This is a genomic window from Methylobacterium dankookense, from assembly GCF_902141855.1.
Classification (GTDB): domain Bacteria; phylum Pseudomonadota; class Alphaproteobacteria; order Rhizobiales; family Beijerinckiaceae; genus Methylobacterium; species Methylobacterium dankookense.
Window position 1 is genome coordinate 63,398 of sequence record NZ_CABFVH010000005.1, and the last position, 24,249, is coordinate 87,646.

Genomic DNA, 24,249 nt, shown 5'->3' on the forward strand with positions numbered 1-24,249 from the left:
TCCCTTTGGCGGGGTATCGGGGCGGAGCCCCGATCTTCGATGACCAGGGCTCTGCCCTGGACCCGCCAAAGGCCTGAGGCCTTTGGAAACCCGGGATCTTCGCGCTCAGTAGGTCGCGAAGAGCGCAGCGATCTCGGCCGGGTCGCGGGTGGTGGTGAGCGCCAGCGCCAGCAGGATGCGCGCCTTCTGCGGCGTGAGGTTGTCGGCGCTGAGGATGCCGATCTCGGCGAGCCGCGTCGTCTCCGGCACGACGCCGCTGCCGGCGCGGGTCGACTGCACCACGAGGACGCCCGCCTTCACCGCCTCGGCCAGCGCCTCGGCCTCGGCCGGGGGCGTCATGCCGGGCGCGAGCCCCGCCGAGACGATGCCCTGCGCGCCCGCCGCCACGAAGGCCCGCACCGCCGTGCCGTCCGCATCGGCATAGGCATAGGACACGTCGACCCGCGGCAGCCGGTCGAGCGTCCGGATGTCGAAGGGGGTGCCGGGGGCGTGGCGCCGCTCGGGCCGCCGGTAGTAGCGCACGTGATCCCCGTCGACATGGCCGAGCGCGCCGAAATCCGGGGTGCGGAAGGTCTGCAGCCGCGCCACCGAGGTCTTGGTCACCTCGCGGGCCGCGTGGATCTCGTCGTTGAGCACCACGAGCACGCCGCGCCCGCGGGATGCGGGGGCCGCCGCCACGCGCAGGGCCGCCACGAGGTTCAGGCCCGCATCGCTCGAGAGCGCGCTCATCGGGCGCTGCGAGCCGACGAGCACCACCGGGCACGCGACCGTCAGCGTCAGGCCGAGGGCGTAGGCCGTCTCCTCCAGGGTGGCGGTGCCGTGGCCGATCACGATGCCGGCGAGATCGGGATGCGCCGCGACGAGCCCCTCGCAGAGCCGGACGAGCTCGCGCCAGTCGGCGAAGCCGATCCCGGGGCTCGTCACCGTCCGGAAGGGCACGGCGACGATCTCGCCGACGCGCTCGGTCTCCGGCACCCGCGCCAGGATGCCCTCCGCCGAGAGCCGCTCGCCGGTGGCCGTGTAGTCGAGGATGTCCAGGGAATCGCGCCCGAGGGAGGAGATCGTGCCGCCCGTGCCGATGAAGGCCAGCTTCGGTCGGTTCGTCATGCAATCGGTCCCGGGTTGGAGTCGGCGCGGCGCGGATCCCGTCCGCCGGCCGCGCTTGTCCTCCCAAAGCGGGGACGGATCAACCGGGCATGACCGTCCTGCGCCGGGCCTTACGCGCGCCCCTTGGCAAGCTTAAGTGTTGCATAACAGCGCGCGGGCTAGAATCGCGCGACGTGCAGGACGGTGCCTCGACACGATGCAGGCCAGTATCGAACGCAGCCTCGACCGACCCTGGCATCAGCTCGCCCTGCCGAAGGACCTCGAAGCGCGCTACCTGATCGAGACGGCTCCGACGAGCGGACGCTTCGTGCAGTCCTGGCTCGCGATCTTCATCCTGTTCAACATCCTCTCGCTGAAGACCGATCTCGACGCCTTCGGGCCGGAGCGGGTCCACATCCCCCTGATCGCGACGCTCGGCGTCTTCGTGCCCGTGGCGCTCGGCTCCATCCTCGCCCTGCGCGGCCGGCCCTCGCATCTGCGCCTGACGCTTGCGGCGCTCGCCACCGCCCTCGTCGACATGCTGGTCGTGCTCAACAGCGCCCGGCTGGCGCCCCCTGAGCACACCAACACCTACCTGATCCTCGCCGCCCTGGTGCCGCTCGTGGTCGGCATGATCGCGCCGCTGCCCTTCCGGCACAGCCTGTGGTTCTGCGGCTCGGCCTTCCTGATCTACGCGACGGGGGTGATCGGCCTCGGCTTCGCCGGCCTGGGCGCCAACGGGGTCCCGCTCCTCGTCGCGAGCCTGACCCTGGTCCCGATCAAGCTCGCCTATTCGCGGGAATGGGAGGCGAAGCGCAGCTTCCTCCTCGGCCTGCGCGAGCGGGAGCAGGCCGCGGAACTCGCCCGGGCGAATGCGCGGCTCGCCACCCTCTCGGAGACCGATCCGCTCACGGGCGTGCCCAATCGCCGCCTGTTCGACCGCGGCCTCGCCGAGGCCTGGGCGGATGCGGGCAAGCGCGGCGACTGGCTCTGCGTGGCCCTGTTCGACATCGACCATTTCAAGCTGCTCAACGACACGGCCGGCCATGCCGAGGGCGACCGCTGCATCCGCCAGATCGCCACGGCCCTGACCGCCTCCGTCAGCGCCTCCGGCGGGCTCGTCGCCCGCTACGGCGGCGAGGAATTCGCGGCCCTGCTGCCGTGCACCGCCCTCGATGCCGGCAGCGGGATCGCCGAGGCGGCGCGCCGGGCGGTCGCCGACCTCGCTGTGCCCCATCCGGGCCTCAGGCCGTCGGCGATCCTCACGGTGAGCGTGGGCGTCGCCGCCATCCAGCCCGGTCCGGTGGAGACGGGACCGGCCGCCCTGCTCAAGCGCGCGGACGACGCCCTCTACGCGGCCAAGGGGCTCGGGCGGAACCGCGTCGAGCCGCAACCCGCCCAGGGCCAGGGCGGGCGCGGCCCCATCGCGGCCTGACGCCGGCTTCATTCGGATCCAGCGCTCAGGCGGAGCGGCGGGCGCTCTCCCAGTCGCCCGTCCGCGCGAGATGCGGCGATGCCCCGTCCTCGGGCGAATCCCAGCGCAGGGGCAGCGCGTCCGGGCGGCGCACGATCTGCCGCGGTCGGAACCGGAGCAGCCGCTCCGCGCCCGCGAAGGCGGCGATGGCGGGATCGTCGAGCACCACCTCCGCCTCGCCCGAGAGCTGGAGCAGGTCGCCGCTGGCGAAGTCGACGAAGGCGATGCCCGCCTTCGGGTTCGCGCGGATGTTGCCGAGGGTGTTGAAGAAGCCGTTGCCGGCAAAATCCGGGATCGTCAGCGTGCCGTCCGCCTCGACCCGGACGAAGCCCGGCCGCCCGCCGCGATGGGAGACGTCGACCCGGGCGCCGTCCGGCCCCGAGACGGCGGAGGCCACGAACAGGGTCTCGGCCGCCGCGATCGCCGCCCGCGCCCGCGCATCGAGCCCGTCGAGACGTTCGGGCGGCGCGGCCGGGCGCTCGGCCGGGTCGCGCACGGTGCGGAAGCTCCGCAGCCGGATGTAGCGCGGGCAATTGCCGAAGCTCTCCCGCACGGAGACGGTGAAGCCGTCGGCGCCCTTGCGGCGCAGGATGCCGTTGAGCCGGTTCCGGCGCCGCGTGTGCAGTTCGATCCCGAGGAGGCCGATGGCGGCCCCGTCCTCCAGCCCGGCATCGGCCGGGTCGCCGGGGTCGCGCGCGGCCGAGACCGCGAGCGTCACGGGATCGGACGCCGAGAGAAAGCCCGGCCGCCCGGCGATCAGCGTCGCCCAGACCGCGCCCGAGGGGTCGACAGCGCCCGCCGCGACGAAGGGCAGGAGCGGGTAGAACGCCCGGTGCTGCTCGATCATGTGGTCGCGGATGACGCGGGGGCCGATCTCGGCGAGGCGCTCCGCCAGCCCGGCGCTGCGCTGCAGGGCGCGCTCGCCCGCGTGCCAGGGGAAGTCCGCCGGTACGAAGTCGGTGGCGAGGTCCGTCGGGCGGACCTCCGTGTCGATGCGGCCGGGATCGTCCATGGCCGGTCTCCTCTGTCCGTGGGTCAGGCCGAGAGGCCGACCGCGCTCTTCCGGAAGGGCACGAAGCCGGGCAGGCCCTCGACCCGGGCGAGCCACGCCCGCACCGTGGGATAGGGGGCCAGGTCGACATTGCCCTCGGGCGCGGCCGAGACGTAGCTGTAGAGCGCGGCATCGGCCGCGGTCGGGCGCCCGGTCGCGATCCAGTCGCGCCCGGCGAGATGCGCCTCCATCTGCCCGAGGATGGCGTGGGCCCGCTTGATCGCGAGGGCGGGGTCGAGGTCGTAGCCGAACAGCGTGACCAGCCGCGCCGCGCAGGGGCCGTTGTAGATCTCGCCCGTCGAGACCGAGAGCCAGCGCTGCACCGCGGCCGCCTCCACCGGATCCTCGGGGAACCAGTCGCGCTTCCCGAACTTGCGGGCGGCGTAGACCATGATGGCGATCGAATCCGGCACGACCACGTCGCCGTCGACGAGGACCGGCACCTGCCCGAAGGGGTTCAGCGCGAGGAAGTCCGGCGCCTTGTGCGCGCGGGCGGCGAGATCGACCTCGACGAGGTCGTGCGGCACGCCCGCCAGCGACAGGAACAGGTGGGCGCGGTGGGCGTGGCCCGAGAGCGGGTGGTGGTAGAGCTTCACGATCGGTCTCCCGGCAATGTCCGGCGGACCGGCAGATCCGCCGCGGTGAAGAATGGCCATTCCGCCGGCCGGGGATAAGCGCCATAGTCCGCAAGGGACTATTCCATTTTCCGGAACGGTGGCGGCGCGATGGACCGGCTCCAGGCCATGCGGATCTTCGTGAAGGTCGCCGAGACAGGCGGGCCGAGGCTGCGCGGCGGCTGAGCCTCAGCCCGCCTGCCATCACCCGGGCGGTGGCGGGGCTGGAGGCCGCGCTCGGGGCCCGCCTCCTCACCCGCACCACGCGCATCGTGAAGCTGACCGAGAGCGGCGGCCGCTACCTGGAGGATTGCCGGCGCATCCTCGCCGACCTCGCGGAGGCGGAGGCCGCGGCCTCGGGTGCCTATGCGAGGCCCACCGGCAGCCTGATCGTGACGGCGCCCGTCCTGTTCGGCCGCATCTACGTGCTGCCGCTCCTGACCGCCTATCTCGCGGACCACCCGGCCGTCGAGGGGCGGGCGCTCTTCCTCGACCGGGTGGTGAACATCGTCGAGGAGGGGATCGACGTCGCCGTGCGGATCAGGCCGCTCGCCGATTCCGGCCTCACCGCGATCCGCTGCGGCAGCGTGCGCCGGGTGGTCTGCGCCGCGCCGGCCTACATCGCCGCGTACGGCGCGCCGCGCACGCCCGCCGACCTCGCCCGGCATCGGATCGTCGCCGTGGCCCAGGCCGAGACGGTGGAATGGCGCTTCGGCCTGGACGGCCGCATTGTGGTGCCGCTGAAGCCGCGGCTCACCAGCAACGTCAACGAGGCCGCGATCGCCGCCGCCACCGAGGGCTGGGGCCTCACCGGCGTCCTGTCCTACCAGGTCGCCGACGCCCTGCGGGACGGGCGCCTGCAGGTGGTGCTGGCGGATTACGAGCCGGCGCCGCTGCCGATCCACGTCGTCCATGTCGAGGGGCGCGGCGCCTCGGCGAAGGTGCGCTCCTTCGTCGACTTCGCGGTGGCGCGGCTGCGCGCGGATCCGCTGATCGACTGAGCGGCGCACGTTTGCCCGAGAAGGCCCGCTGCTTGAACGCCCGTTCCCCGGCTGCTAGCTAGCGAGGCGGGCGCCGGTGTAGCACAGCGGTAGTGCAGCGGTTTTGTAAACCGAAGGTCGGGGGTTCGATCCCCTCCGCCGGCACCATTTAAATCAAAGACTTAAGCCATTTTTTTGAGAAAACGGTTTAACGGTAGACTCGCTGGGGTAACAGTGAGGGTAACGGCTGAGCCATTTCGTCTGCCAGCCTACCACCGTGACCGCATGCAAGCCGGGACACCTGAGGCCAGGACGGGGATCGCTCGAATTTGAGCGACCTCACGCACACGATCTTCGGATTTTGCATTCAATCTCGACCGATCGGCCCAGCCCCGAGTTTGCAAACATGTTCGAGCGTCGTGTCGCGGAACGCGTGCGTATCGATGAGAGCGGCATCATCACCGTCGATGAGCACACGACGCTCCCATGCATTGTCTACGACCTCTCGGAAACAGGGGTCCGCCTCACCATGCCGACGACCCACGCCGTGCCGGAGACATTCCTGCTCGACGCTCCGTGCTTCGGCTCTGGCGTCTGTGAAGTGGCTTGGCGAACTGAGGAGTCGATCGGCGCGCACCTGACACGCTTCCCAACTTAATGAGGGCTGGCTGAATTGAGATGGAGGAGCGACGTAGTGAGCCGCGTGCGGCGGTCACGGGTGCTGGCGTGATCAGCATCGATGGCCGCACGATGATCCTGTGCACCGTCACCGACCTGTCGGAGAGCGGGGTCCGCTTGACCATGGCGACGACGGTTGGCGTGCCCGACGTGTTCCTGCTGCATGCGCCCGGCTTCGGATCGGGCGTCTGCGAGGTGGCGTGGCGATCCGAAGCCGCGCTCGGCGGACGGCTGACGTGCATCGCCGCGTGGTAGGCCGCTGAGCCCCACGCCTGCACCATATTGCCACATGCTCCGGCAGCATGACTGCTGGATCGCGTAGTCCGTACTATAATGCTCATCCTTCTCGACGGAGGATGTGATGCGGAAACCAGAGAAGCCTGGATCGGACGCGAGTAAGTCGCGAGAAGGCGGCTCGCTCGGCAACATCGATGAGCAGGAAGGCCATCCCGGGAAGGGCAGCCCAGGTGCGACGACGAAGCCTGAGCATAATCCCGAGCGGCCGCAGGATGAGAAGCCTGAAAAGCCGAAGGACTGAGATGCCGCCGTCTCAGCCATAATTGATGAATGGTGCGTAGAACCGCGATCATCCATCGCCCGTTGCCTCGATAATTCAATACCGAGGAGACGACCCTATGGCAGAAAGTGGCTCGCTGATCATTACCCTCGCGCTCATTACACTTGTGATCGCCGTGGCCTTCGCGCTGGTGATGCGGATCCGGGTGGCGCAAAAGAAGGGCGACCCCGAGCGATCGAGCATCATCCACGATCACGGAGGGCCTCCGCGCCAGAACATGCCTGGCACGGAGCATTGAGCGGATCAGGCGCATAGCGTGCCCTCCTCCGCCATCTCGACTGTGCGATGAATGCCCCGAAACGACATGGCGTATCCGCACTCGATCAGGGCCTCGCGAGCGAGAGCGCGGACGATGAGCGGATCCGGTTTGCTGCCTCCGGCTGCAAAAAAGACAGCCTCTAGCACCTTCAGCGCTTCGTCGGACCGGCGCTGCGCTTCCTCGATCTCGGCTCGGATCTGAGCGAAGGAGCGCATAAGCCGGGCGATCTCAGCTCCTGGGTGCGCGGCAAGGCGCTGAGCCTTTGTGGTCTTGCCGACGCGCCGACCGTTCTCGGTGGCGAGGCGCGGCTTGATGGCTGGACGCGTCATAGTCCGCCCCTCCGCCAGTTGCAGCCCACCGCACTCAGGACGAGCGCAGCGCGGGTCGAAGGCTCCAGTGTGTCGATGCCGTGAAAGCTCGCCCCGGCATTGGCTGCCGGGATGAAGTCGCACGAACTAGCGGGGCCCTTCGGCTGGCCTGCGCGGTCGTACATCTGAAAGACGAACGGCATATGCAGCCGCCGTTCCACCTCCGCCGGCACCACAGATCACGCCGTCGATCGCGGACCGTCCCGCAGGATCTTCGCGGTATCGCGCCTGTTCTCCGGACCGAATCCAGGCTTCGCACCTTCATCCCGTTCGACGGCGAAGCTTGAGCTGAAGAACAAGCTTGGCATTCGGTTACAAGGTGGCAATGCGCGCCTGGAATGATCGTATTAAGCCGGGATGAATACGCCTTTCAGACCGCATTAAATCCGTTCCTCCTAGCAAGCGGCCCAGAGTCGATGGGCCACGCATACCGGCCGGCCGCCCGAGCGGCCTCCCCGAAGCGGCGGGCGCGCGATCCGGCCATCCGGCCGGCGGCCGCATCGAAAGACCTTTCGAGGCCAGCGCATGACCCACGACCCGAAGGCGGTCACGCATGCGGCGTCCGACATCGCCGAGCCCGTGCCGACACCCACCGCCCGACGAGCCCGCAGGCTCGATCCCGCCGCGCGGGACCGGATCGCCCGGGGTCTGCGCCTGCTCTACGCCGAGGCCCTGACGCAGCCCGTTCCGGCTGCCCTGGAGGCCCTCGTCGCCGACCTCGCCGCACGCCTGGAGGGTCCGCGATGACCTGCGCTCCGACCACCCTGTCCCCGGTCGATGCCGAGATGCGCGACCTGCTGCTCGGCGCGATTCCCGCGCTCCGGGCCTTCGCCTTCTCGCTGACCTACGACCTCGACCGCAGCGACGACCTCGTGCAGGACACGCTGGTGCGCGCCTGGACCAAGGCGGACAGCTTCCGGCGCGGCACCAACCTCACCGCCTGGCTGTTCACCATCCTGCGCAACCTGTTCTATTCCGAGCTGCGCAAGCGCCGGCGCGAGGTGGAGGATGCCGATGGCAGCCTCGCCGGGCGGCTCACCAGCCTGCCCGAGCAGGAGATCCACGCGGAGATGGAAGCGTTCCGCACCGCCCTCGACCGGCTGCCGCCGGCGCAGCGCGAGGCCCTCGTCCTCGTCGGCGCGCAGAGCTTCACCTACGAGGAGGCCGCCGAGATCTGCGGCGTCGCGGTCGGCACCATCAAGAGCCGCGTCAGCCGCGCGCGCCTGCGCCTGATCGCGGAACTTGGCATGGAGGGCGCGGGCGATATCGGCGCCGACGCCATCACCCGCGCGGCCCTCGGCAGCTGAGCGGGGCGGCGAGCGGCCGGAAGCCGGGGTTCGGAAAGCGGTTCTTAACCGATTTGTGTGAAATATTCACACGGACCCGCAGCCGGGCGAATCCGGCACGCCTCGGACCGCGATCTCGATGAGCACGATCTCCGCGAACCAAAGCTACCAGAGCCACGCTCCGCACCGGCCCCATTCCGAGCGGAGCCGCCTCTCCTCGGCGATCGATGGCGAGGTCTCGGCCGGCACGATCAGCCAGACCGACGCCACCGCCCTGTCGAGCGCCCTCGATTCGATCGATTCGAGCCTCTCGGCCGAGCGCGGCACGGCCGCCTCCGGCAGCACGGCCAGCACGACACGGCTCGATCCCGCCCAGATGAAGGACCGGATCGACGGGCTCATCGACGATCAGGTGAGCGGCGGCACGCTCACCGGCGACCAAGCCGACACCCTCAAGAGCCTCTTCGCCGAGGAGGGCGGACGGGACGGCCCGGGTGGGCTCGGCGGGGCCGGCGGCCCGCCTCCCGGACCGCCGCCGGGCGGAGCCGACGGCATGACGGCGGATGCCGCGAGCGACACGTCGGACGCCAGCTCGGCGAGCGACCTGCTCGCGAGCTTCATCCAGCACTTGCAGGCTTCGCAGAGCGGGGGCAGCTACGCCGCGAGCGGCACGGCCGGCTCGTCCCAGGCCTCGGCCCTGCTCTTCGACTTCAAGGCGTGAGCGCTCTCATACGACATCCGGGTGATCCCTTCGGGATGGCGGATGTCGCCTTCGCTCAAGCGCCGCGCGGGCTGGCTGAGACATCCGGGTGATCCCTTCGGGATGGCGGATGTCGCCTTCGCTCAGGCGCCGCGTGGGCTTGCTGAGACCGCGTCCGGTCCGATCAACCGGACGCGGTCTCAGGGGCGGCGATAGACCCAGACGCGGGCGGGCGGCAGGTTCAGCCAGACGCGGTTCGAGCGGTCGGTGGTGTAGCTGCCGGCCTCGCAGCGCGCCGGGATCGGCGGCACCACGGCGTAGGTGAACTGCACGAAGGGGGCGCTCGGCTGCATCAGGTCGTGCGCCGCGTTGAGCAGGTCGAGGCGCTGCTCCAGGGGCTTGGTGAAGAGCGGCAGGCTGGAGATCGTGGCCGCCGCCGGCTCGCGCAGGTGATGCTCCAGGGTGCTGCGGATGTCGTAGGCGTCGCCCCGCACCACCGTCACGCCCGGGAAGCGCCGGGCGAGCAGGCGGCAGAAATCCGGGTTGAACTCGACGAGGATCAGCCGCTCGGCGGGGATCCCGCGCCGGATCAGCGCCTCGGTGACGGGGCCGGTGCCGGGGCCGAGCTCGATCACCGGGCCTTCGCGGCGCGGGTCGACATAGGCCGCCATGGTGCGGGCCAGCATCTTGCCCGACGGCGTCACCGCCCCGGTGACGAGAGGCCGCTCCAGCCAGGAGCGCAGGAAGCGCGCCTCGTCCTCGAGCGGCTCGCGCCGCTTGTCCCCCAACCGCACGACCCGAGCTCTGGCGCTGGAACGATCGAAGGGGGGCAAGTCCGGGCTTCCCTGATCTCGTTGTGATGTGGGCAGGACGAGGCTGTCATATCGTCATGGCGACGACCTCGCTAGGGCGAGGCCGCGCTTCCGGCCAAATGCGATAACCGGGCAGCCCGGATTTGGATCCGGCCCGCGCACGGTTTCTCAAGTCTCGATGCGCTTCCCGCCGGGCCGGCGACCGGTTCGGCGGGGAGCGCCGCAGAGCCGTATCCCATCGCGGCGCGATCGGGAACTGCTCCCTGTCTCGATGCGCTCCCGGGCCGGACTATCGGCTCAAGAGCGCCGGCCGTCAGGCGCGTGCGGCCCCGAAGAAGTCGCGCACCTTCGAGAAGAAGCCCGCGCTCTCGGGGTGGTTCTCGTCGGAGGCGGTCCTGTCGAATTCCTGCAGCAGCTCGCGCTGGCGCTTGGTCAGGTTCTGCGGGGTCTCGACGAAGACCTGGATGTAGAGGTCGCCGACCTCCCGCGAGCGCAGCACCGGCATGCCCTTGCCCTTGATGCGGAACTGCTTGGCCGTCTGCGTGCCGGAGGGGATGCGCACCTGGGTCTGCGATCCGTCGATGACCGGCACGGTGATCTCGCCGGACAGGGCGGCGGTCACCATCGAGATCGGCACGCGGCAGAACAGGTCCGCCCCGTCCCGCTGGAAGAAATCGTGCGGCTTGATCGAGAGGAAGACGTAGAGGTCCCCCGCCGGGCCCCCGCGCAGGCCGCTCTCGCCCTCGCCCGCGAGCCGGATGCGCAGGCCGTCATCCACGCCCGCCGGCACGTTGATCGAGAGCGTGCGCTCGCGGTTGACCCGGCCGGCGCCGGCGCAGGCGCTGCAGGGATCGTCCACGATCTCGCCGCGGCCGTGGCAGTTCGGGCAGGTCCGCTCGATGGCGAAGAAGCCCTGCGCCGCCCGCACCCGGCCGTAGCCGCCGCAGGTGGAGCAGGTCCGCGGCTTCGAGCCGGGCTTCGCGCCGGAGCCCGCGCAGGTCTCGCAGGTGATCGAGGTCGGGATGCGGATGGTCTCGGCCTTGCCGGTGAAGGCCTCCTCCAGGCTGATCTCGAGGTTGTAGCGCAGGTCCGCCCCGCGCTCGCGCCCCGGCGCGCCGCCGCGCCCGCGCGCGGCGCCGCCGCCGGCCCGGCCGTCGCCGAAGAAATTGTCGAAGATGTCCGACATGAAGTCGCCGAACTCGTTGCCGAAGCCCGGGCCGCCCCCGCCCTGGCTGAAGGCCGCATGGCCGAAGCGGTCATAGGCCGCGCGCTTCTGGCCATCCGAGAGGCACTGGTAGGCCTCGTTGAGCTCCTTGAACTTGATCTCGGATTCCTTGTCCCCCGGGTTGCGGTCGGGGTGATAGGTCATCGCGAGCTTGCGGAAGGCGACCTTCATCTCGCCGTCCGTCGCCGTCTTCGCGACCCCCAAGATCTCGTAATAGTCCCGCTTCGACATCCCGTCCTCAAGGTCCCTCGCCCGCGCGCCGCGGGGGCGGGCGGCCTGCCGATTCGTCCGGTCGATTCGGTCCGGATCTATCATGCCCGCGCGGACTTGCGGGCACGGCACCGTCACGACGACGGTGCCCGCACGAAGCCTTCGCGCTACGCGGCTGACGCCGCGGGCAGGCGGTCATATGGGGATGCCGGTTCCCGGCCGCATCCTCATGCCGCGCCGGAACGTAGCGTTAGCACGGACGGGGCGCCTCCCGCCAGCAAGGGTTGCATCACCCGAACGCCCCGACCTCGTGCTGGATCATGCCGGAGATCTCGCGGACCTGGGCGAACATGCGCCGGATCGGCTCGAACAGGCCGGTATGCTCGGCCTCGTAGGTGCCGACGTCGCGGGGCCCCGCCGGCTCGCCGAAATTGAGGCCGAGCGTCGGGTCGGGCGTGATCGGGAAGATGTCCTCGAGGAGCTTCAGGCAGGCCTCGATGTCGAGGCGCAGGAAGCGCTCCAGGAGCTGCTCGCGGGTCATGCCGGCATGCGGGCGGAAGCCCGGGACGTGCACGGCCGTGAACCAGATCTTATGGATCAGGGCGAGGCGGATGGCGTGCAGCAGGGTGAGGCGCACGGACATCTTCTTGAGGTCGGGCGCGGCCATCTGCAGGCTCAGCCAGTCGCAGGTGAGGCGGCCGAACAGGCGGCGCAGGCCGGGCGCGAGGCCGAGCCGGTCGAGGCTGTGCGCGATGACGACGAGCTCCTCGCGGCGCCCGTCCTTCTGGGTGCGGCGCGCCCGCTCCAGCCAGACGGCCGGGTCGAGGGTGTCGATATAGGCGCGCAGCACGTCGAGGTCGCCGACGCTCGCCGCGTGCTGGGCCAGCCGGAAGGCGCGCGAGAAGCGCACCGAGCCGCGGCGCATGTCGCGGAACAGGTCGGGCGCCCGCTCGGCGGCCCGGCCGAGGCCGTGCAGCGAATTCGCGAGATAGCCGAGCTGGTGCAGGATCGCGTTGTTCGGGATCGCCCGCATCTGGCGCGGATGGGTGATCAGCGCCGGGCCGCCGGAATCGCTCTGGCGCGCCACGGGCCGCGAGCCGGTGCGGTCGATCAGGCTCGGGCCGAAGGTGCCGAGCAGGGCCGCGTAGCCGGCATCGTCGACGAGCGCCTCCATGTCCTGGCGGACCACGGTGAAGAATTCGAGGGCGAAGTCGGTCTCGGCATAGACGGGGTCGTCGTCCGCGTCGGGCCCCTCGCCGGGCTCGGAGAGCGCATAGTCGGAGAAAGCGTCCTCGTCGGCGATGTCGAGGGCGTAGACGTGCTCGGCCACCCGCGCGACGCTCGCCTCGGCGAGCGCCCGCGTGCCGAAGAGCAGGTAGCCGTCCGTGCCCTGGAAGCTCGATTCGAGGCGCACCCGGATGCCGGCGGTCTTGTTCTTGGCGCGGGCATCCTCGGGGGCGAGATAGGCGAGCCGGTCGCGGAGCGAGGTCGGGTGCGCGCCGCGCCCGATCGACTCGCCATGCGTGTCGAAGATCGCGAGCTCGACGCCCTGGAGCCCGTTCTGGACCAGCATGTCGGTGATGCGCAGGCGCAGCCGCTCGATCCAGAAGGTGGCGGCGAGCTGGCCGACATAGCGGCCCGAATCCGAGTAGCCGAACTGCACGGTGAGCCGGCCGATGCGCTTGAGGTATTGCCGCCAGTGCGGGTTGCGCAGCGCGTCGTCGAGCACGCGGATGCCCTGCTCCAGCGCCTCCGCCGTCTCGAAGAGCGGCGTGATCTCGAGCTTGTCCGCGATGCCGTAGTGCCGCGCCAGCCACAGGGCGGCGAGCAGGGTGTAGCCGGTCTCCGTCTCGGCGATGAGGAAGCGCACCGGATGGGTGCCGTCCACGTGCTTGAGGATCTGGGTGATGGTCATCATCAGCCGGGCGGCCGAGGCGCGCTCGGCGGCGAGCGCCCCGAAATCGACGGCGACCGGCTGCACGTCGTTGAGCAGCGTGTGGATGGTGGCGAGGTGCGAGCGGCGCTGGGCCGGATCGGCCGGCTCGCCCTCCAGGTCGGTGACGCGGCGGACCGCGTTGTGGATCTGGCTGGCGTTGAGCCGGAAATGCGGCAGGGCGTTCGAGAGGCCGTGCGTCGCCACGCCGGCCCGCAGCACTGCGATGGCGCGCTTGTCGGCCTCCCCCGGCGCGGCGGCGACCGCGGCGGCGAGGCCCCCGAGCAGGGCGCCGGCATCGGTCTGCGCGCGCTCGCGCTCGATGATGAGGGCGAGCGCGAAGCGGTGCACCGCCTCCAGCGAGGGCTTGGTGCCGAGCTTCGGCGCTACGGCGAGCTGGCGGTTGACGGCGGCGAGGGCCTGCTCGGCGAGGGAGCGCACCACCTGCGTGGCGGGGATGGCGGGCAATTCGCGGATCACCCGGTCGAACTGCATCCGCTTCGATTCGAGGCGGTAGCGCAGCGTATCCCACCAGCCGATATCGGTGCGCCCGTCGGTGTCGCAGCCGACCCAGCTCGCCACCGCGAGCGGCCGCAGCGCCAGCTCGGTCCAGCGGTCCGGCCAGCGGCGGCGGGCGGCATCGAGCAGCGCGCCGTTGAAGCCGTCGAGGGCGAGGCGGGCGTTGTTGGCCGCGATGCAGGCCTGCTCGAACTCGTCGTCGAGGCTGATCTTCGGGTCGGGCCGGGTGGAGAGGGCGGCGGCCTCCGCGACGAGGGGCGCGCGCGCGCCGGCCTCGGGCAGGCTGGCGCTGCGGGCAATCAGCGCGGCCACCGCCCGCGGCATGCCGAAGGTCGGGTGCGCCGTGAACACGATCGCGAAGGCGGTGCGCCCGACGAGGTCGCGGAACGTCTCGAAATCCCCGGCCTTCTCGGGGATCGCCGCGACGAGGCGGGCGGGCACCGCCGCGTCCGGATCGGGCGCCGCGTCGAGGCCGACATAGGCGCGCAGGCGCTCGGCCCGCGCGGCCAGGGCCTGGGCGCGCAGGCGCGCGAACAGGGCGTCGAGATCGTCTCCCGTGATCTCGCCGCGGTCGAAGCGGCGGGTGATGGCCAGGGTGACGGCGAGGACCGGGTTGCGGAAGGGATCCTCCGCCGATTGCTCGCGGGACGCCTCGATCAGGCCGAGGAGGTGCTCCTCAAGCTCCGCCGGCGTCCGGTGGCCTGGCTCCTGCTGCATCGGCGCTCCTCGCTCCCTCGACTGTCCGCTTGTTCGTATCGTGTTCGTGCGGCCGCTCGGATGCGGGCGGGTCCGGATGCGCAAGGCAAGGTCCGTTCCGCGGCGCAGCAAGCCCGGCCGTGATCGCGCAGCCACGGGGCAGGTGCAAGGGCGCGATCCTTCGGGTAACGGTACGGCGGCATGGAACTCATCCTGATCCTGGGCGCGGTCCTGGCCTGCATCGTCGCGGGAGTCGCCGTGATCGCGATCTCGGCGCGGCACAGCCGTCCGCCCCTGCGCCTCGGCAACGAGCACGACGAGCGGGACGAGGCGCTGCTGCTCGCCGATGTCGGGCCCTCGCACAGCCCGATCGACCGCGACGCCGAGGTGCTGGAGGCCGAGGTGCTGGAACCGGATCACGCGCAGCATCACGCACACCCGCCGCCGCGCCTGCCGCACGGGGCGAGGCGGGAGGACTGAGCCATGGTCGGGATCCGCACCGCCATCCTCGGCTCGGCTCTCCTCGCCGCGACGCTCACCGGAGGGGCGATCGCTTTGATGGAGTGGCAGGGCCCTGGCGCCCCGGTCCAGGCATCGCCGCCGGAGCCGGCGCCTCCCCCTCCGGCACCCGCGCCGCCGCCGGAACCGGTTCCCGCACCTGCCCCCGCGCCCCGAACCGACAAGGCGCCGCCGGACGCCACCTTCGCCGCCCCGCCCTCGCTGGCCTGCGGGCCGAAGGCGGCGCGCTACGAGGGCGAGAAGGGGTTCCAGCTCTTCGTCACGCGGGCCGGCCGGGCCGAGGTCGAGAACGCGCTGCGCCCCCTCACGCCGGAGGTGACCCAGGTGCTCCAGGTGACGATCGGCTCCAAGGTCGCCACCGCCTACGGGCCCGATCTGGACGCGCTCCGCCGCGGCGGCCCGCCGAGCGCGATCGAGGCCCGGCTCGGCACCGCGATCAAGTGGCAGGACGGCCTGCCCGCCTTGCCCGATCCGCTCGCCATCGTCGGGGAGGACGGCCAGCCGCTCGCGCGCCTCGGCTTCCGCGAATGCACGGAGGCGCCCCCGGTGCAGGCTCCGCCACCCGCCGCCATCCGCAAGGATCCCAAGGAGGCCAAGCCGCAGCGCAACGCGGCGAAGCCCCGGGACCCGGACGCCCAGAGAGCCGAGGGCGAGGCGCACCCGGCCAAGGCCGCGCCGAAGCCGAAGCCCGGGCCGAAGGTGCCGCCGGGCTTCACCCTGCCGCAGGGTGCGATCGCCGAGTAGTTTTCACGGGAAAACCCCGGCCGAGCTTAAGGGAAGCGCAAGGATGTCCTCAGCGATGACGGCCGCGCAGGTGATCGCGGCGCTCGGGCTGCAGCCGCACCCGGAGGGCGGTCACTATCGCGAGACCTTCCGCGACCCCCGTGCGGTCGAGGGCCGCTCGGTCGGCACGGCGATCTACTACCTGCTCGATGTCGGCGAGGTCTCGGCCTGGCACCGGGTGGACGCCGCCGAGATCTGGCACTGGTATGCGGGCGCGCCCCTCGTCCTCACCGTCAGCCCGAACGGGCACGACGCGCAGGCCCTGCATCTCGGGCCCGACCTCGCCCGCAACCAGCGCCCGCAGGCCGTGGTGCCGGCCGGCCATTGGCAGACCGCCACCAGCCTCGGCGCCTGGACCCTCGTCGGCTGCACGGTCTCGCCCGGCTTCGACTTCGCCGGATTCGAGATGGCCCCGCCGGACTGGCGGCCGATGCCGCGGTCCTAGGGCTCGCTGCGGCGCGCCCGTCGAACCGGCACCGCTCCGGCGGCGTTCCGCTCCCGGTCATGCCGCCGTCACGGCCCTGTCGTAGTGGCGGCGGAACGGCGGAGGACCCGACCCCATGCGCAAGATCGCCGCGACGCTGGCCCTTCTCCTCGCCGCCTCGCCCGGCTCGGCGGCCGAGGAGGCGCAGATCGGGCCGCGCCCCTTCTATCTCGTCGACAGCCTGAAGCCCGGGCCCCTGAAGGACAGGCTCGCCGCCTGCGGGATCGACCGGCGCTACACCCCGCGCCGCTTCTCGATCTCGCATCGCGGCGCGCCGCTGCAATTCCCCGAGCATACCCGCGAGGGCGTGATGGCGGCCTACCGCATGGGCGCCGGCATCATCGAGTGCGACGTCGCCTTCACCAAGGACCGCCAGCTCGTCTGCCGCCACAGCCAGTGCGACCTGCACACCACCACCGACATCCTGGCCCGGCCGGAACTCGCCGCGAAATGCAGCACGGGCTTCGTGCCCGCCGATCCCGCGAGCGGCCGCAAGGCCTCGGCCCAGTGCTGCACCAGCGACCTGACGCTCGCCGAGTTCAAGTCGCTCAACGCCAAGATGGACGCCGCCGACCCGGAGGCGACGAACCTCGCCGGCTACATGAACGCGACGCCGCGCTGGCGCACCGACCTCTACGCCACCACCGGCACGCTGATGTCCCATCGCGAATACGTCGCGCTGGTGAAGTCGCTCGGCCGCAAGTTCACGCCGGAGCTGAAGGCGCCGCAGGTGCCGATACCCTTCGCGGGCGACTACACGCAGGACCGGTACGCCCAGGCGCTGATCGACGACTACAAGGCCGCCGGCATCCCCGCCGCGGACGTGTTCCCGCAGAGCTTCCAGCTCCGGGACATCCTGTACTGGCTGGAGAAGGAGCCGGATTTCGGCCGGCAGGCCGTGTTCCTCGACGACCGGGACGAGCGCGACAAGGGCAGGTTCGACCCCGAGAAGCCCGAGACATGGAAGCCCGGCATGGCCGAGCTGGCGCAGAAGGGCGTGCGCATCCTGGCGCCGCCGCTCTGGATGCTGGTCCGGCCCGGGCCCGACGGCACCATCGAGCCCTCGACCTATGCGCGGGAGGCGAGGAAGGCGGGCCTCGACCTGATCGCCTGGTCGCTGGAGCGCTCGGGGCCGCTCAAGGGCGGGGGCGGCTACTACTACCAGTCGATCAAGCGCGTGGTGACGGGCGATGGCGACGTGCTGCGGCTCCTCGACGTGCTGCACCGCGAGGTCGGGGTGCTCGGCGTCTTCTCCGACTGGCCGGCGACCACGACCTTCTACGCCAATTGCGTCGGGGCCGATTAGAGCGGGGCCCGGAGGAGGCTCGCTCCTCCGGGCCCCGCATGCCCTGGGTCGCGCCGTTCCGGAGAACGGCGTCCTGTCCGATCAGACGAAGTGCTGGCCGCCGTTGATGGTCAGCGTCGAGCCGTTGACGAAGCCGGCCTCGTCGCTGGCGAGGTACTCGACCGCGTGGGCGATCTCGTCGGCCTCGCCGAGGCGGCCCGTCGGGATCGTCGAGATGATCTTGTTGCGGATCTCCTCCGGCACGGCCATCACCATCTCGGTGGCGATGTAGCCCGGGGCCACCACGTTCACGGTGATGCCCTTCGCGGCGCTTTCCTGCGCCAGCGCCTTGGCGAAGCCGATCACGCCGGCCTTGGCAGCCGAGTAGTTGGTCTGGCCGGCCTGGCCCTTCTGCCCGTTGATCGACGAGATGATGATGATGCGCCCGAAATTGCGGCTGCGCATGCCGTCGATCAGCGGCCGGGTGCAGGTGAACATCGAGTCGAGGTTGGTCTTGATGACCGCCTGCCACTTCTCGAAGGTCATCTTGTGGAAGGCGCCGTCGCGGGTGATGCCGGCATTGTTCACCAGGACGTCGATCGGCCCGAGCTCGGCCTCGATCGCCTTGATGCCCGCCTCGCAGCTCGCGAGATCGCCCACGTCGAACTTGAAGACGGGGATGCCGGTCTCGGCCTTGAAGGCGTTGGCGGCCTCGTCGTTGCCGCCGTAATTCGCGGCGACCTTGTAGCCCTTGTCCTTCAGCCGCTTCGAGATCGCCGCGCCGATGCCGCGGGTGCCGCCGGTGACGAGGGCGACGCGTGCCTGTGCCATGGGTTTCCTCCGGATGTTCTTGCTTGATGGCCCTGGATCTCGGGGACGAACCGTCCCCGCGCGATGGGCGCATCTTGCCCGTCGCGCGGAGGTTGCGCACCGAATTTATTCTTGATGGAGCCGTGAAAGCGTTTCAGCGCGGGCCGGGTTGTCCCGCCCCGCGCCGGAGCCGGCCGATCAGGGCCGCTCGAGGCACATGGCGACGCCCATGCCGCCGCCGATGCAGAGGGTGGCGAGGCCCTTCTTGGCGTCGCGGCGCTTCATTTCGTGCAGGAGGGTGACGAGGACGCGGGCGCCCGAGGCGCCGATCGGGTGGCCGATGGCGATGGCGCCGCCGTTGACGTTCACCTTCGCGTCGTCCCAGCCCATGTCCTTGTTCACGGCGAGCGCCTGGGCGGCGAAGGCCTCGTTGGCCTCGATCAGGTCGAGGTCGCCGGGCTTCCAGCCCGCCTTGTCGAGGGCCTTGCGCGAGGCCGGGATCGGGCCGGTGCCCATGACCTTCGGGTCGACGCCGGCCGTCGCCCAGGACTTGATCCGGGCGAGCGGCGTGAGGCCGCGGCGCTCGGCCTCGGAGGCCGACATCAGCACGATCGCCGCCGCGCCGTCGTTGAGGCCCGAGGCGTTGGCGGCCGTCACGGTGCCGTCCTTCGAGAAGGCGGGCTTGAGCTTGGCCATCGCCTCGATGGTGGCGCCGTCGCGGATGTACTCGTCGGTGTCGACGACCACGTCGCCCTTCCGGCCGGGCACGGTGACCGGGGCGATCTCCTCCTTGAAGCGGCCCTCCTTGCGGGCGGCCTCGGCCTTGTTCTGCGAGCGGGTCGCGAACTGGTCCTGCTGCTCGCGGGTGAGCTGGAAGGCCTGGGCCACGTTCTCGGCGGTGGTGCCCATGTGGTAGCCGTTGAAGGCGTCCCAGAGCCCGTCCTTGATCATGGTGTCGACGAGCTTGACGTCGCCCATCTTCTGGCCGCCGCGCAGGTACTGCGCGTGGGGGGAGAGGGACATGGATTCCTGGCCGCCGGCCACGATGACCGTGGCGTCGCCGTTGGCGATCTGCTGCATGCCGATCGCGACCGTGCGCAGGCCCGAGCCGCAGACCTGGTTGAGGCCCCAGGCGGTGGCCTTCTCGGGGATGCCTGCGGCGATGGCCGCCTGGCGGGCCGGGTTCTGGCCGGCGCCCGCGGTGAGCACCTGACCGAAGATCACCTCGTCCACGTCGTCGGGCGACACGCCCGACCGCTCCAGCGCCGCCTGGATCGCCACCTTGCCGAGCTCGTGCGCGGGCACGCTGCCGAAGGCGCCGCCGAACGAGCCCACGGGGGTGCGCGCCGCACCGACGATGACGATGTCCTCGCTGCCTGCCATCTGACGTTCTCCTCTCGCGGCCGGCGCATCTTGAGGGTTTCCGCGCTCTGGTCCGTTGGAGAGGGATGAAGGGCTTGGGGCGGGCGAAGTCAAGCGCATAACCGCCCCGCCGGTGACGCCTCAAGCGGAGCGCCACATTGGCATTGCCGGTGCGTTATGCATGATTGTGCTGGGAAAGGCGCCAGATTGCGGTTTTCGACGCCGTCTGAAAGCCTTAAGGTCTTCGGGCGCGCGCAATGTTTGTGGTCGCCGCGCCGTCGTCACTGGGAGAGGCCGCGAAAATGGCGGAGAACGTCAAGGCCCAACAGACCGTCATCAAGAAGTACGCCAACAGGCGCCTCTATCACACCGGCACCTCGACCTATGTCACGCTCGAAGACCTGGCCACGATGGTGCAGAACGGCGAGGACTTCGTCGTCTACGACGCGCGTACCAGCGACGACATCACCCGCTCGGTGCTCACGCAGATCATCTTCGAGCAGGAGAACAAGGCCGGCGCCGACAACCTGCTGCCGGTGGCCTTCCTGCGCCAGCTGATCCGCTTCTACGGCGACAGCATGCGCACCATGGTGCCGAGCTTCCTCGAATTCTCGATGGCGAACTTCGCCCGCGACCAGGACGGCCTGCGCGAGAAGTTCGCCACGAGCTTCGGCCCGGCCGCGTTCCAGAACGCGATCGAGCAGCAGGTGCGCACCAACATGAACTTCTTCGGCGACGCCATGAAGATGTTCACGGGCTTCTCCGGGGCCGGGCTGCCCGGCGCCACCAATGCGGGCGGCACGCCCGCCGTCGCCGCGGCCAAGCCGCTCGCCCCGGCACAGCCCTCCTCCAGCGAGCTCGACGACCTGAAGCGCCAGATGCTGGCGATGCAGGAGCGGCTGGAGGAATTGGCGAAGAAGTGAGGCGCCCCGCGCGCCTGCACCGCCCGCAAAGGTTGACGAACCGTTAACGCCGGTCCCAAGCTTGCACCGCCCGCACCGATCCGTGCGGAGGATGCGCGACATGGTCCGGATCGAGGCAACCCGCCGTCCCGCGACGGCACAGGGCTATCCCACCCGCGATGCGGCAGCGCCGGCCGAGGAGCCGGGGCGCGCTGTCGCCGTGCTGCCGGCGGCGGCTGGAGCCTCCGATCGCGCCGCCCCGCGCCGCGACGGACGTCCGCAGGCCGGCTTCGTCGCCCAGCTGATCGTCAGCGCCGATCCGAGCCTCGTGCCCTCGCGCTCCGAGCGGGCGCGGCGCGCCTGCGCGCTCTACGATGCCGCGGCACGGCAGGTCGCCTAGGGTCGCGCGCACGAAAAAGGCCGGCGCGGCCCTCGCCGCACCGGCCTCGAACGATCCCGCAGGAAAGCTCAGGCCTCGGCCGACTTCACCTTCAGGACCTGACGGCCGCGGTACATGCCGGTCTTCAGGTCGATGTGGTGGGGACGGCGCAGCTCGCCCGAATCCTTGTCCTCGACATAGGTCGGGGCCTTGAGGGCGTCGGCGGAGCGACGCATGCCGCGCCGCGAGGGGGAGGTCTTTCGCTTCGGAACGGCCATGACAACGATCCTTGAACTGGCGGATTGCGACGAAAGCGGCGCGCGGGCGGCTCCCCCTGGGTGAGGATCGCCTCATGCACCGCTTGATACGGAGATTCGAGGGCGCGCTTATAGCGGCCGCGGCGCACTCTGGCTAGAGCCCCCGCCGCATCGCCATGCACGGCACGGCCCCGGCGCGCTCGCAATCCCGTGACGTGCCAGCCTGTCGCACGTTAAGCCACGGTTCAACCAGGGAAGATCAGGTTTCGCGGCACCGGTTCCGTCCCAACCTCGCTTCGACGGGCCGCGTATCTTCGGGAGTACCGTCATGGTCTCGTCCACCAAATCCACGCTGCGCGCGCTCGCCGTCCTGACCGCGCTCCTCGGTACGCCAGCCCTCGCGCAGTCCCCGGCCCCCGCCACGCCGACGGCGCCGGCCAAGCCCGCCCCCGCGGCTCCGGCCGCGCCCGCCGCGCCGAAGGCCCCGAGCGCCCCCGTCGCCGGCGCGCCGAACGCGGCCAAGACCGCTCTGGTCGACCTCAACAGCGCCACCGCCGAGGAGCTCGACGCCCTGCCCGGCATCGGTACCGCCCGCTCCGCCGCGATCATCAAGGGCCGCCCCTATCGCGGCAAGGACGAGCTCGTCTCCAAGAAGATCATCCCGCAGAACGTCTATGACGGGATCAAGGACAAGGTCATCGCCAAGCAGAAGTGAGGCGACGAGGTCCCGGGCGCGCCGCGTCCGGGACCCTTGCGGGACCCTTGCCGGCCGCCCTCAGGCGCGGCCGGTCCCCTTCCCCGCCGGCACGGCTTGCGTGTCCCCGGCCTTGGCGCGCCTGCGCCGCCGGGCCAGCATGTTGAGGCCCTCGACGCCCGCCGAGAAGGCCATCGCGGTGTAGATGTAGCCCTTCGGCACGTGCGCCCCGAAGCCCTCCGCGATCAGCACCATGCCGATCATGATGAGGAAGCCCAGCGCCAGCATCACCACGGTGGGGTTGGCCGCGATGAAGCGCGAGAGCGGGTCGGCGGCGAGCAGCATCACGGTGACGGCGGCGATCACCGCGATCATCATGACCGGCACGTGCTCGGTCATGCCCACCGCGGTGATGATCGAATCGATCGAGAAGACGAGGTCGAGGAGCAGGATCTGGCCGATCGCCGCGGCGTAGCCGATGGAGGGGCCGCCCTTCTCCTCCTTCTGGCTCGGATCGACGCTCTCGTGGATCTCCTTGGTGGCCTTCCAGAGCAGGAACAGGCCGCCCGCGACCAGGATCAGGTCGCGCCAGGAGAAGGCCTTGCCGAACACCGTGAAGACCGGCTCGGTCAGGTGCACGATGAAGGCGACGGCGCCGAGCAGCGCGAGGCGCAGCACCAGGGCGAGGCCGATGCCGATGCGGCGGGCCTTCGGCTGCTGCTCCGGCGGCAGCTTGTTCGTCAGGATCGAGATGAAGATCAGGTTGTCGATGCCGAGCACCACCTCCATCACGACGAGGGTGGCGAGCGCGGCCCAGACGGCGGGATCCGCCGCCAGTTGGGTCAGGGACTCGAGCATGGATTGGGTCTCCGCATCCTGAATCTGTCCGGCGGGCAGGCACCGCCGGGGCGTCTCGAACAAAAGGATCTGTCGGGGGCTCGCCCGGAATTCCCGGCCGGGCCGCGCCCCGGGCGCCGTCTCATACGATATCCGGGTGATCCCTTCGGGATGGCGGATGTCGCCTTCGATGAAGCGCCGCGCGGTCTCAGATCGGCAGGAACCGGCCCGGCCGCGCCTCGGGCTCGGGCGCGAAGATCCGCAGCACCTTCGGCACCACCTTGAAATGGGCCGGCGTGTAGGTGGTCAGCTCGCCGTCCGTGTTCACGGGCCTGGGCTTGCGCGTGGCGAGGCGGACCTCGGTGGTCTTGAAGGCGCGCACGTCCTGCGCGCGCCCGTGCGTGCCGCGGCGGAGCGCCGGCAGCAGCGCGAGCAGGCGCCACCAATGGGCGACCTCCAGGCTGTAGAAGTCGAGCTTGCCGTCGTCGACGGTGGCGCCTTCCTCCACCGTCATGCCGCCGCCGTAATGGCGCCCGTTGCCGACCGAGGCCTGGATGGTGGTGACCTTCTCGACCTGCCCGTCATGCTCGATCGTGACCGTGAAGGGCCGCACGCGGCGCAGCACGCGCACGGCGGCCACCGCGTAGCCGAGCACGCCCCAGGTCTTCTTGGACTCGGCGGTGAGCTCGCCTGCCAGCTCCGCCGAGAAGCCGATGCTCGCCACGTTGAAATAGTAGTGCCCGTTGACCCAGCCGAGATCGACCGGCCGCGCCTCGGCCGTGGTGATCAGGCGCGCGGCGGCGAGCGGGTCGAGGGGGATGCCGAGGGAGCGGGCGAGGTCGTTGGCCGTGCCGAGCGGCAGGATACCGAGGGGCAGCCCGGTCTGGACGAGGGCCGCCGCCGCCGCGTTCATGGTGCCGTCGCCGCCGCCCAGGATCACGAGATCCACGCCGGACGCATGGGCCGTGATGACGTCGGTGCAATCGCCCGAGGCTTCGACCGGCTCGATGCCGCCCTGGCGCAGGATGTCGCGCACCGCGTCGAGGGAGAAGCCGCCGTTGCGGGCCTTCGCGTTGCAGACGAGGAGCGCGCGCCGCGGAGTCGCGCCGCCCGCGCTCAAGGCCGGCCTCCCGCGCGGGGCCGGGACCGGTCGAACGGAGTCGTGGAGACGATCAAGGGTCGGGCACTCCGGTGCGTTCGCGCCGCGTGAGCGAAGGCAGGGAAGCGGTCCGACATCACGGTCGACGCCTCGACCGCCAGAGGGGCCCGGACCCGGGTTGAGGGGAAACTTGGGCGTGACGCGGCCGAGCGCAACCCCGCCCCTGTGAATTCCCGTCACAGCGGGACGGCGGTGGATGTCGGGCATGATCGGCGAATCGCAGCCGCCGAGGGCCGGGCTTCTGCTAGGAAGGCGCCGGCGCCGGAACCCAGCGCTCCCCCGCCCGCGTTTCCCCCCGCATTTCTCTTTC

27 protein-coding genes, 1 tRNA gene and 1 pseudogene are annotated in these 24,249 nt (G+C 70.8%); 17 read left to right on the plus strand and 12 right to left on the minus strand.

The window, feature by feature from the left end:
* Positions 1–105 precede the first annotated feature (105 nt).
* On the minus strand, positions 106–1,107 hold the full coding sequence (locus MTDSW087_RS06210) for an asparaginase (protein WP_144761628.1): 1,002 nt from the start codon (positions 1,105–1,107) through the stop codon (positions 106–108).
* 196 nt (positions 1,108–1,303) lie between these two features.
* On the opposite strand from MTDSW087_RS06210, the gene MTDSW087_RS06215 reads away from it, so the two are divergent.
* Positions 1,304–2,521: a GGDEF domain-containing protein gene (locus MTDSW087_RS06215; protein ID WP_144761631.1), complete on the plus strand. Its 1,218-nt coding sequence runs from the start codon at positions 1,304–1,306 to the stop codon at positions 2,519–2,521.
* A 25-nt stretch (positions 2,522–2,546) separates the two neighbouring features.
* On the opposite strand, the gene MTDSW087_RS06220 is transcribed toward MTDSW087_RS06215, so the two are convergent.
* Together MTDSW087_RS06220 and MTDSW087_RS06225 are read right to left on the minus strand one after the other, a co-directional pair.
* Positions 2,547–3,572 (minus strand): pyridoxamine 5'-phosphate oxidase family protein, encoded by a 1,026-nt coding sequence (locus MTDSW087_RS06220; RefSeq protein WP_144761634.1) that lies wholly within the window; start codon positions 3,570–3,572, stop codon positions 2,547–2,549.
* Between the two features lie 23 nt (positions 3,573–3,595).
* Positions 3,596–4,207, minus strand: a complete 612-nt coding sequence (locus MTDSW087_RS06225; RefSeq protein WP_144761637.1) for a glutathione S-transferase family protein — start codon at positions 4,205–4,207, stop codon at positions 3,596–3,598.
* A 129-nt stretch (positions 4,208–4,336) separates the two neighbouring features.
* On the opposite strand from MTDSW087_RS06225, the pseudogene MTDSW087_RS06230 reads away from it, so the two are divergent.
* The 6 genes and pseudogenes from MTDSW087_RS06230 (at position 4,337) to MTDSW087_RS06250 (ending at position 6,698) form a co-directional block, all read left to right on the plus strand.
* Positions 4,337–5,226: pseudogene (locus MTDSW087_RS06230) on the plus strand (LysR family transcriptional regulator).
* Positions 5,227–5,298: 72 nt separating this feature from the next.
* Positions 5,299–5,373: transfer RNA gene (locus MTDSW087_RS06235), tRNA-Thr, on the plus strand.
* Positions 5,374–5,611: 238 nt separating this feature from the next.
* Positions 5,612–5,863, plus strand: coding sequence for a PilZ domain-containing protein (locus tag MTDSW087_RS06240; protein WP_144761640.1), 252 nt, complete (start codon positions 5,612–5,614; stop codon positions 5,861–5,863).
* A 20-nt stretch (positions 5,864–5,883) separates the two neighbouring features.
* Positions 5,884–6,138 (plus strand): PilZ domain-containing protein, encoded by a 255-nt coding sequence (locus MTDSW087_RS06245; protein ID WP_342353832.1) that lies wholly within the window; start codon positions 5,884–5,886, stop codon positions 6,136–6,138.
* Positions 6,139–6,244: 106 nt separating this feature from the next.
* On the plus strand, positions 6,245–6,421 hold the full coding sequence (locus tag MTDSW087_RS30000; protein WP_186383748.1) for a hypothetical protein: 177 nt from the start codon (positions 6,245–6,247) through the stop codon (positions 6,419–6,421).
* Between the two features lie 97 nt (positions 6,422–6,518).
* The gene (locus MTDSW087_RS06250; RefSeq protein WP_144761646.1) at positions 6,519–6,698 is read left to right on the plus strand and encodes a hypothetical protein; all 180 of its coding nucleotides are present in this window, start codon (positions 6,519–6,521) and stop codon (positions 6,696–6,698) included.
* A gap of 5 nt (positions 6,699–6,703) precedes the next feature.
* Here the strand turns inward: MTDSW087_RS06250 and MTDSW087_RS06255 are convergent, their stop codons facing one another.
* Positions 6,704–7,048 (minus strand): hypothetical protein, encoded by a 345-nt coding sequence (locus MTDSW087_RS06255; RefSeq protein WP_144761649.1) that lies wholly within the window; start codon positions 7,046–7,048, stop codon positions 6,704–6,706.
* A 564-nt stretch (positions 7,049–7,612) separates the two neighbouring features.
* On the opposite strand from MTDSW087_RS06255, the gene MTDSW087_RS06260 reads away from it, so the two are divergent.
* The 3 genes from MTDSW087_RS06260 (at position 7,613) to MTDSW087_RS06270 (ending at position 9,094) form a co-directional block, all read left to right on the plus strand.
* Positions 7,613–7,834 carry a NepR family anti-sigma factor gene (locus tag MTDSW087_RS06260; protein ID WP_144761674.1) on the plus strand — a complete coding sequence of 74 codons (222 nt, stop codon included), beginning with the start codon at positions 7,613–7,615 and terminating at the stop codon, positions 7,832–7,834.
* Positions 7,831–8,394, plus strand: coding sequence for a sigma-70 family RNA polymerase sigma factor (locus tag MTDSW087_RS06265; RefSeq protein WP_186383749.1), 564 nt, complete (start codon positions 7,831–7,833; stop codon positions 8,392–8,394). Before MTDSW087_RS06260 ends, MTDSW087_RS06265 begins: the two co-directional genes overlap by 4 nt.
* Before the next feature lie 118 nt (positions 8,395–8,512).
* Positions 8,513–9,094 carry a hypothetical protein gene (locus MTDSW087_RS06270; protein ID WP_144761677.1) on the plus strand — a complete coding sequence of 194 codons (582 nt, stop codon included), beginning with the start codon at positions 8,513–8,515 and terminating at the stop codon, positions 9,092–9,094.
* Positions 9,095–9,273: 179 nt separating this feature from the next.
* Here MTDSW087_RS06270 and MTDSW087_RS06275 read toward each other — a convergent pair whose 3' ends face one another.
* From MTDSW087_RS06275 to MTDSW087_RS06285, 3 genes are all read right to left on the minus strand, one after another.
* Entirely contained in the window at positions 9,274–9,906 is a 633-nt protein-coding gene (locus MTDSW087_RS06275) for a class I SAM-dependent methyltransferase (protein ID WP_144761679.1), read from the minus strand.
* Positions 9,907–10,198: 292 nt separating this feature from the next.
* Positions 10,199–11,341, minus strand: coding sequence for a molecular chaperone DnaJ (dnaJ, locus tag MTDSW087_RS06280; protein WP_144761682.1), 1,143 nt, complete (start codon positions 11,339–11,341; stop codon positions 10,199–10,201).
* A 268-nt stretch (positions 11,342–11,609) separates the two neighbouring features.
* Positions 11,610–14,489: a phosphoenolpyruvate carboxylase gene (locus MTDSW087_RS06285; protein WP_144761685.1), complete on the minus strand. Its 2,880-nt coding sequence runs from the start codon at positions 14,487–14,489 to the stop codon at positions 11,610–11,612.
* A gap of 180 nt (positions 14,490–14,669) precedes the next feature.
* Here MTDSW087_RS06285 and MTDSW087_RS30005 point away from each other — a divergent pair, with 180 nt between their 5' ends.
* The 4 genes from MTDSW087_RS30005 to MTDSW087_RS06310 all read left to right on the plus strand — a co-directional run bounded on the left by MTDSW087_RS30005 (position 14,670) and on the right by MTDSW087_RS06310 (position 17,560).
* Positions 14,670–14,948 (plus strand): hypothetical protein, encoded by a 279-nt coding sequence (locus MTDSW087_RS30005; RefSeq protein WP_186383750.1) that lies wholly within the window; start codon positions 14,670–14,672, stop codon positions 14,946–14,948.
* Between the two features lie 3 nt (positions 14,949–14,951).
* Entirely contained in the window at positions 14,952–15,731 is a 780-nt protein-coding gene (locus MTDSW087_RS30010) for a hypothetical protein (RefSeq protein WP_186383751.1), read from the plus strand.
* Positions 15,732–15,774: 43 nt separating this feature from the next.
* Positions 15,775–16,215, plus strand: coding sequence for a cupin domain-containing protein (locus tag MTDSW087_RS06305; RefSeq protein WP_144761696.1), 441 nt, complete (start codon positions 15,775–15,777; stop codon positions 16,213–16,215).
* Between the two features lie 115 nt (positions 16,216–16,330).
* On the plus strand, positions 16,331–17,560 hold the full coding sequence (locus MTDSW087_RS06310) for a glycerophosphodiester phosphodiesterase family protein (protein WP_144761699.1): 1,230 nt from the start codon (positions 16,331–16,333) through the stop codon (positions 17,558–17,560).
* Between the two features lie 81 nt (positions 17,561–17,641).
* On the opposite strand, the gene phbB is transcribed toward MTDSW087_RS06310, so the two are convergent.
* Entirely contained in the window at positions 17,642–18,370 is a 729-nt protein-coding gene (gene phbB, locus MTDSW087_RS06315; protein ID WP_144761702.1) for an acetoacetyl-CoA reductase, read from the minus strand.
* 177 nt (positions 18,371–18,547) lie between these two features.
* A complete protein-coding gene (locus MTDSW087_RS06320) occupies positions 18,548–19,732 on the minus strand; it encodes an acetyl-CoA C-acetyltransferase (RefSeq protein ID WP_144761705.1) in 1,185 nt (394 codons plus the stop codon).
* A gap of 281 nt (positions 19,733–20,013) precedes the next feature.
* On the opposite strand from MTDSW087_RS06320, the gene phaR reads away from it, so the two are divergent.
* Positions 20,014–20,634 carry a polyhydroxyalkanoate synthesis repressor PhaR gene (phaR, locus tag MTDSW087_RS06325; RefSeq protein WP_144761708.1) on the plus strand — a complete coding sequence of 207 codons (621 nt, stop codon included), beginning with the start codon at positions 20,014–20,016 and terminating at the stop codon, positions 20,632–20,634.
* Positions 20,635–20,734: 100 nt separating this feature from the next.
* Entirely contained in the window at positions 20,735–21,013 is a 279-nt protein-coding gene (locus MTDSW087_RS30730) for a hypothetical protein (protein WP_144761710.1), read from the plus strand.
* Between the two features lie 68 nt (positions 21,014–21,081).
* On the opposite strand, the gene rpmF is transcribed toward MTDSW087_RS30730, so the two are convergent.
* Positions 21,082–21,270 (minus strand): 50S ribosomal protein L32, encoded by a 189-nt coding sequence (gene rpmF / locus MTDSW087_RS06335; RefSeq protein ID WP_003601373.1) that lies wholly within the window; start codon positions 21,268–21,270, stop codon positions 21,082–21,084.
* A 307-nt stretch (positions 21,271–21,577) separates the two neighbouring features.
* Here rpmF and MTDSW087_RS06340 point away from each other — a divergent pair, with 307 nt between their 5' ends.
* Entirely contained in the window at positions 21,578–21,964 is a 387-nt protein-coding gene (locus MTDSW087_RS06340; RefSeq protein WP_144761713.1) for a ComEA family DNA-binding protein, read from the plus strand.
* 60 nt (positions 21,965–22,024) lie between these two features.
* Here MTDSW087_RS06340 and MTDSW087_RS06345 read toward each other — a convergent pair whose 3' ends face one another.
* Entirely contained in the window at positions 22,025–22,801 is a 777-nt protein-coding gene (locus MTDSW087_RS06345; RefSeq protein ID WP_144761716.1) for a TerC family protein, read from the minus strand.
* Between the two features lie 187 nt (positions 22,802–22,988).
* The gene (locus MTDSW087_RS06350) at positions 22,989–23,900 is read right to left on the minus strand and encodes a lipid kinase (protein WP_144761719.1); all 912 of its coding nucleotides are present in this window, start codon (positions 23,898–23,900) and stop codon (positions 22,989–22,991) included.
* Positions 23,901–24,249: the final 349 nt, after the last annotated feature.

Coding starts and splice junctions, on each gene's coding strand:
- MTDSW087_RS06210 (WP_144761628.1), bottom strand. CDS start 1,107: ATGACGAACCGACCGAAGCTGGCCTTCATCGGCACGGGCGGCACGATC.
- MTDSW087_RS06215 (WP_144761631.1), top strand. CDS start 1,304: ATGCAGGCCAGTATCGAACGCAGCCTCGACCGACCCTGGCATCAGCTC.
- MTDSW087_RS06220 (WP_144761634.1), bottom strand. CDS start 3,572: ATGGACGATCCCGGCCGCATCGACACGGAGGTCCGCCCGACGGACCTC.
- MTDSW087_RS06240 (WP_144761640.1), top strand. CDS start 5,612: ATGTTCGAGCGTCGTGTCGCGGAACGCGTGCGTATCGATGAGAGCGGC.
- MTDSW087_RS06245 (WP_342353832.1), top strand. CDS start 5,884: ATGGAGGAGCGACGTAGTGAGCCGCGTGCGGCGGTCACGGGTGCTGGC.
- MTDSW087_RS30000 (WP_186383748.1), top strand. CDS start 6,245: ATGCGGAAACCAGAGAAGCCTGGATCGGACGCGAGTAAGTCGCGAGAA.
- MTDSW087_RS06250 (WP_144761646.1), top strand. CDS start 6,519: ATGGCAGAAAGTGGCTCGCTGATCATTACCCTCGCGCTCATTACACTT.
- MTDSW087_RS06255 (WP_144761649.1), bottom strand. CDS start 7,048: ATGACGCGTCCAGCCATCAAGCCGCGCCTCGCCACCGAGAACGGTCGG.
- MTDSW087_RS06260 (WP_144761674.1), top strand. CDS start 7,613: ATGACCCACGACCCGAAGGCGGTCACGCATGCGGCGTCCGACATCGCC.
- MTDSW087_RS06265 (WP_186383749.1), top strand. CDS start 7,831: ATGACCTGCGCTCCGACCACCCTGTCCCCGGTCGATGCCGAGATGCGC.
- MTDSW087_RS06270 (WP_144761677.1), top strand. CDS start 8,513: ATGAGCACGATCTCCGCGAACCAAAGCTACCAGAGCCACGCTCCGCAC.
- dnaJ (WP_144761682.1), bottom strand. CDS start 11,341: ATGTCGAAGCGGGACTATTACGAGATCTTGGGGGTCGCGAAGACGGCG.
- MTDSW087_RS06285 (WP_144761685.1), bottom strand. CDS start 14,489: ATGCAGCAGGAGCCAGGCCACCGGACGCCGGCGGAGCTTGAGGAGCAC.
- MTDSW087_RS30005 (WP_186383750.1), top strand. CDS start 14,670: ATGGAACTCATCCTGATCCTGGGCGCGGTCCTGGCCTGCATCGTCGCG.
- MTDSW087_RS30010 (WP_186383751.1), top strand. CDS start 14,952: ATGGTCGGGATCCGCACCGCCATCCTCGGCTCGGCTCTCCTCGCCGCG.
- MTDSW087_RS06305 (WP_144761696.1), top strand. CDS start 15,775: ATGTCCTCAGCGATGACGGCCGCGCAGGTGATCGCGGCGCTCGGGCTG.
- MTDSW087_RS06310 (WP_144761699.1), top strand. CDS start 16,331: ATGCGCAAGATCGCCGCGACGCTGGCCCTTCTCCTCGCCGCCTCGCCC.
- phbB (WP_144761702.1), bottom strand. CDS start 18,370: ATGGCACAGGCACGCGTCGCCCTCGTCACCGGCGGCACCCGCGGCATC.
- MTDSW087_RS06320 (WP_144761705.1), bottom strand. CDS start 19,732: ATGGCAGGCAGCGAGGACATCGTCATCGTCGGTGCGGCGCGCACCCCC.
- phaR (WP_144761708.1), top strand. CDS start 20,014: ATGGCGGAGAACGTCAAGGCCCAACAGACCGTCATCAAGAAGTACGCC.
- MTDSW087_RS30730 (WP_144761710.1), top strand. CDS start 20,735: ATGGTCCGGATCGAGGCAACCCGCCGTCCCGCGACGGCACAGGGCTAT.
- rpmF (WP_003601373.1), bottom strand. CDS start 21,270: ATGGCCGTTCCGAAGCGAAAGACCTCCCCCTCGCGGCGCGGCATGCGT.
- MTDSW087_RS06340 (WP_144761713.1), top strand. CDS start 21,578: ATGGTCTCGTCCACCAAATCCACGCTGCGCGCGCTCGCCGTCCTGACC.
- MTDSW087_RS06345 (WP_144761716.1), bottom strand. CDS start 22,801: ATGCTCGAGTCCCTGACCCAACTGGCGGCGGATCCCGCCGTCTGGGCC.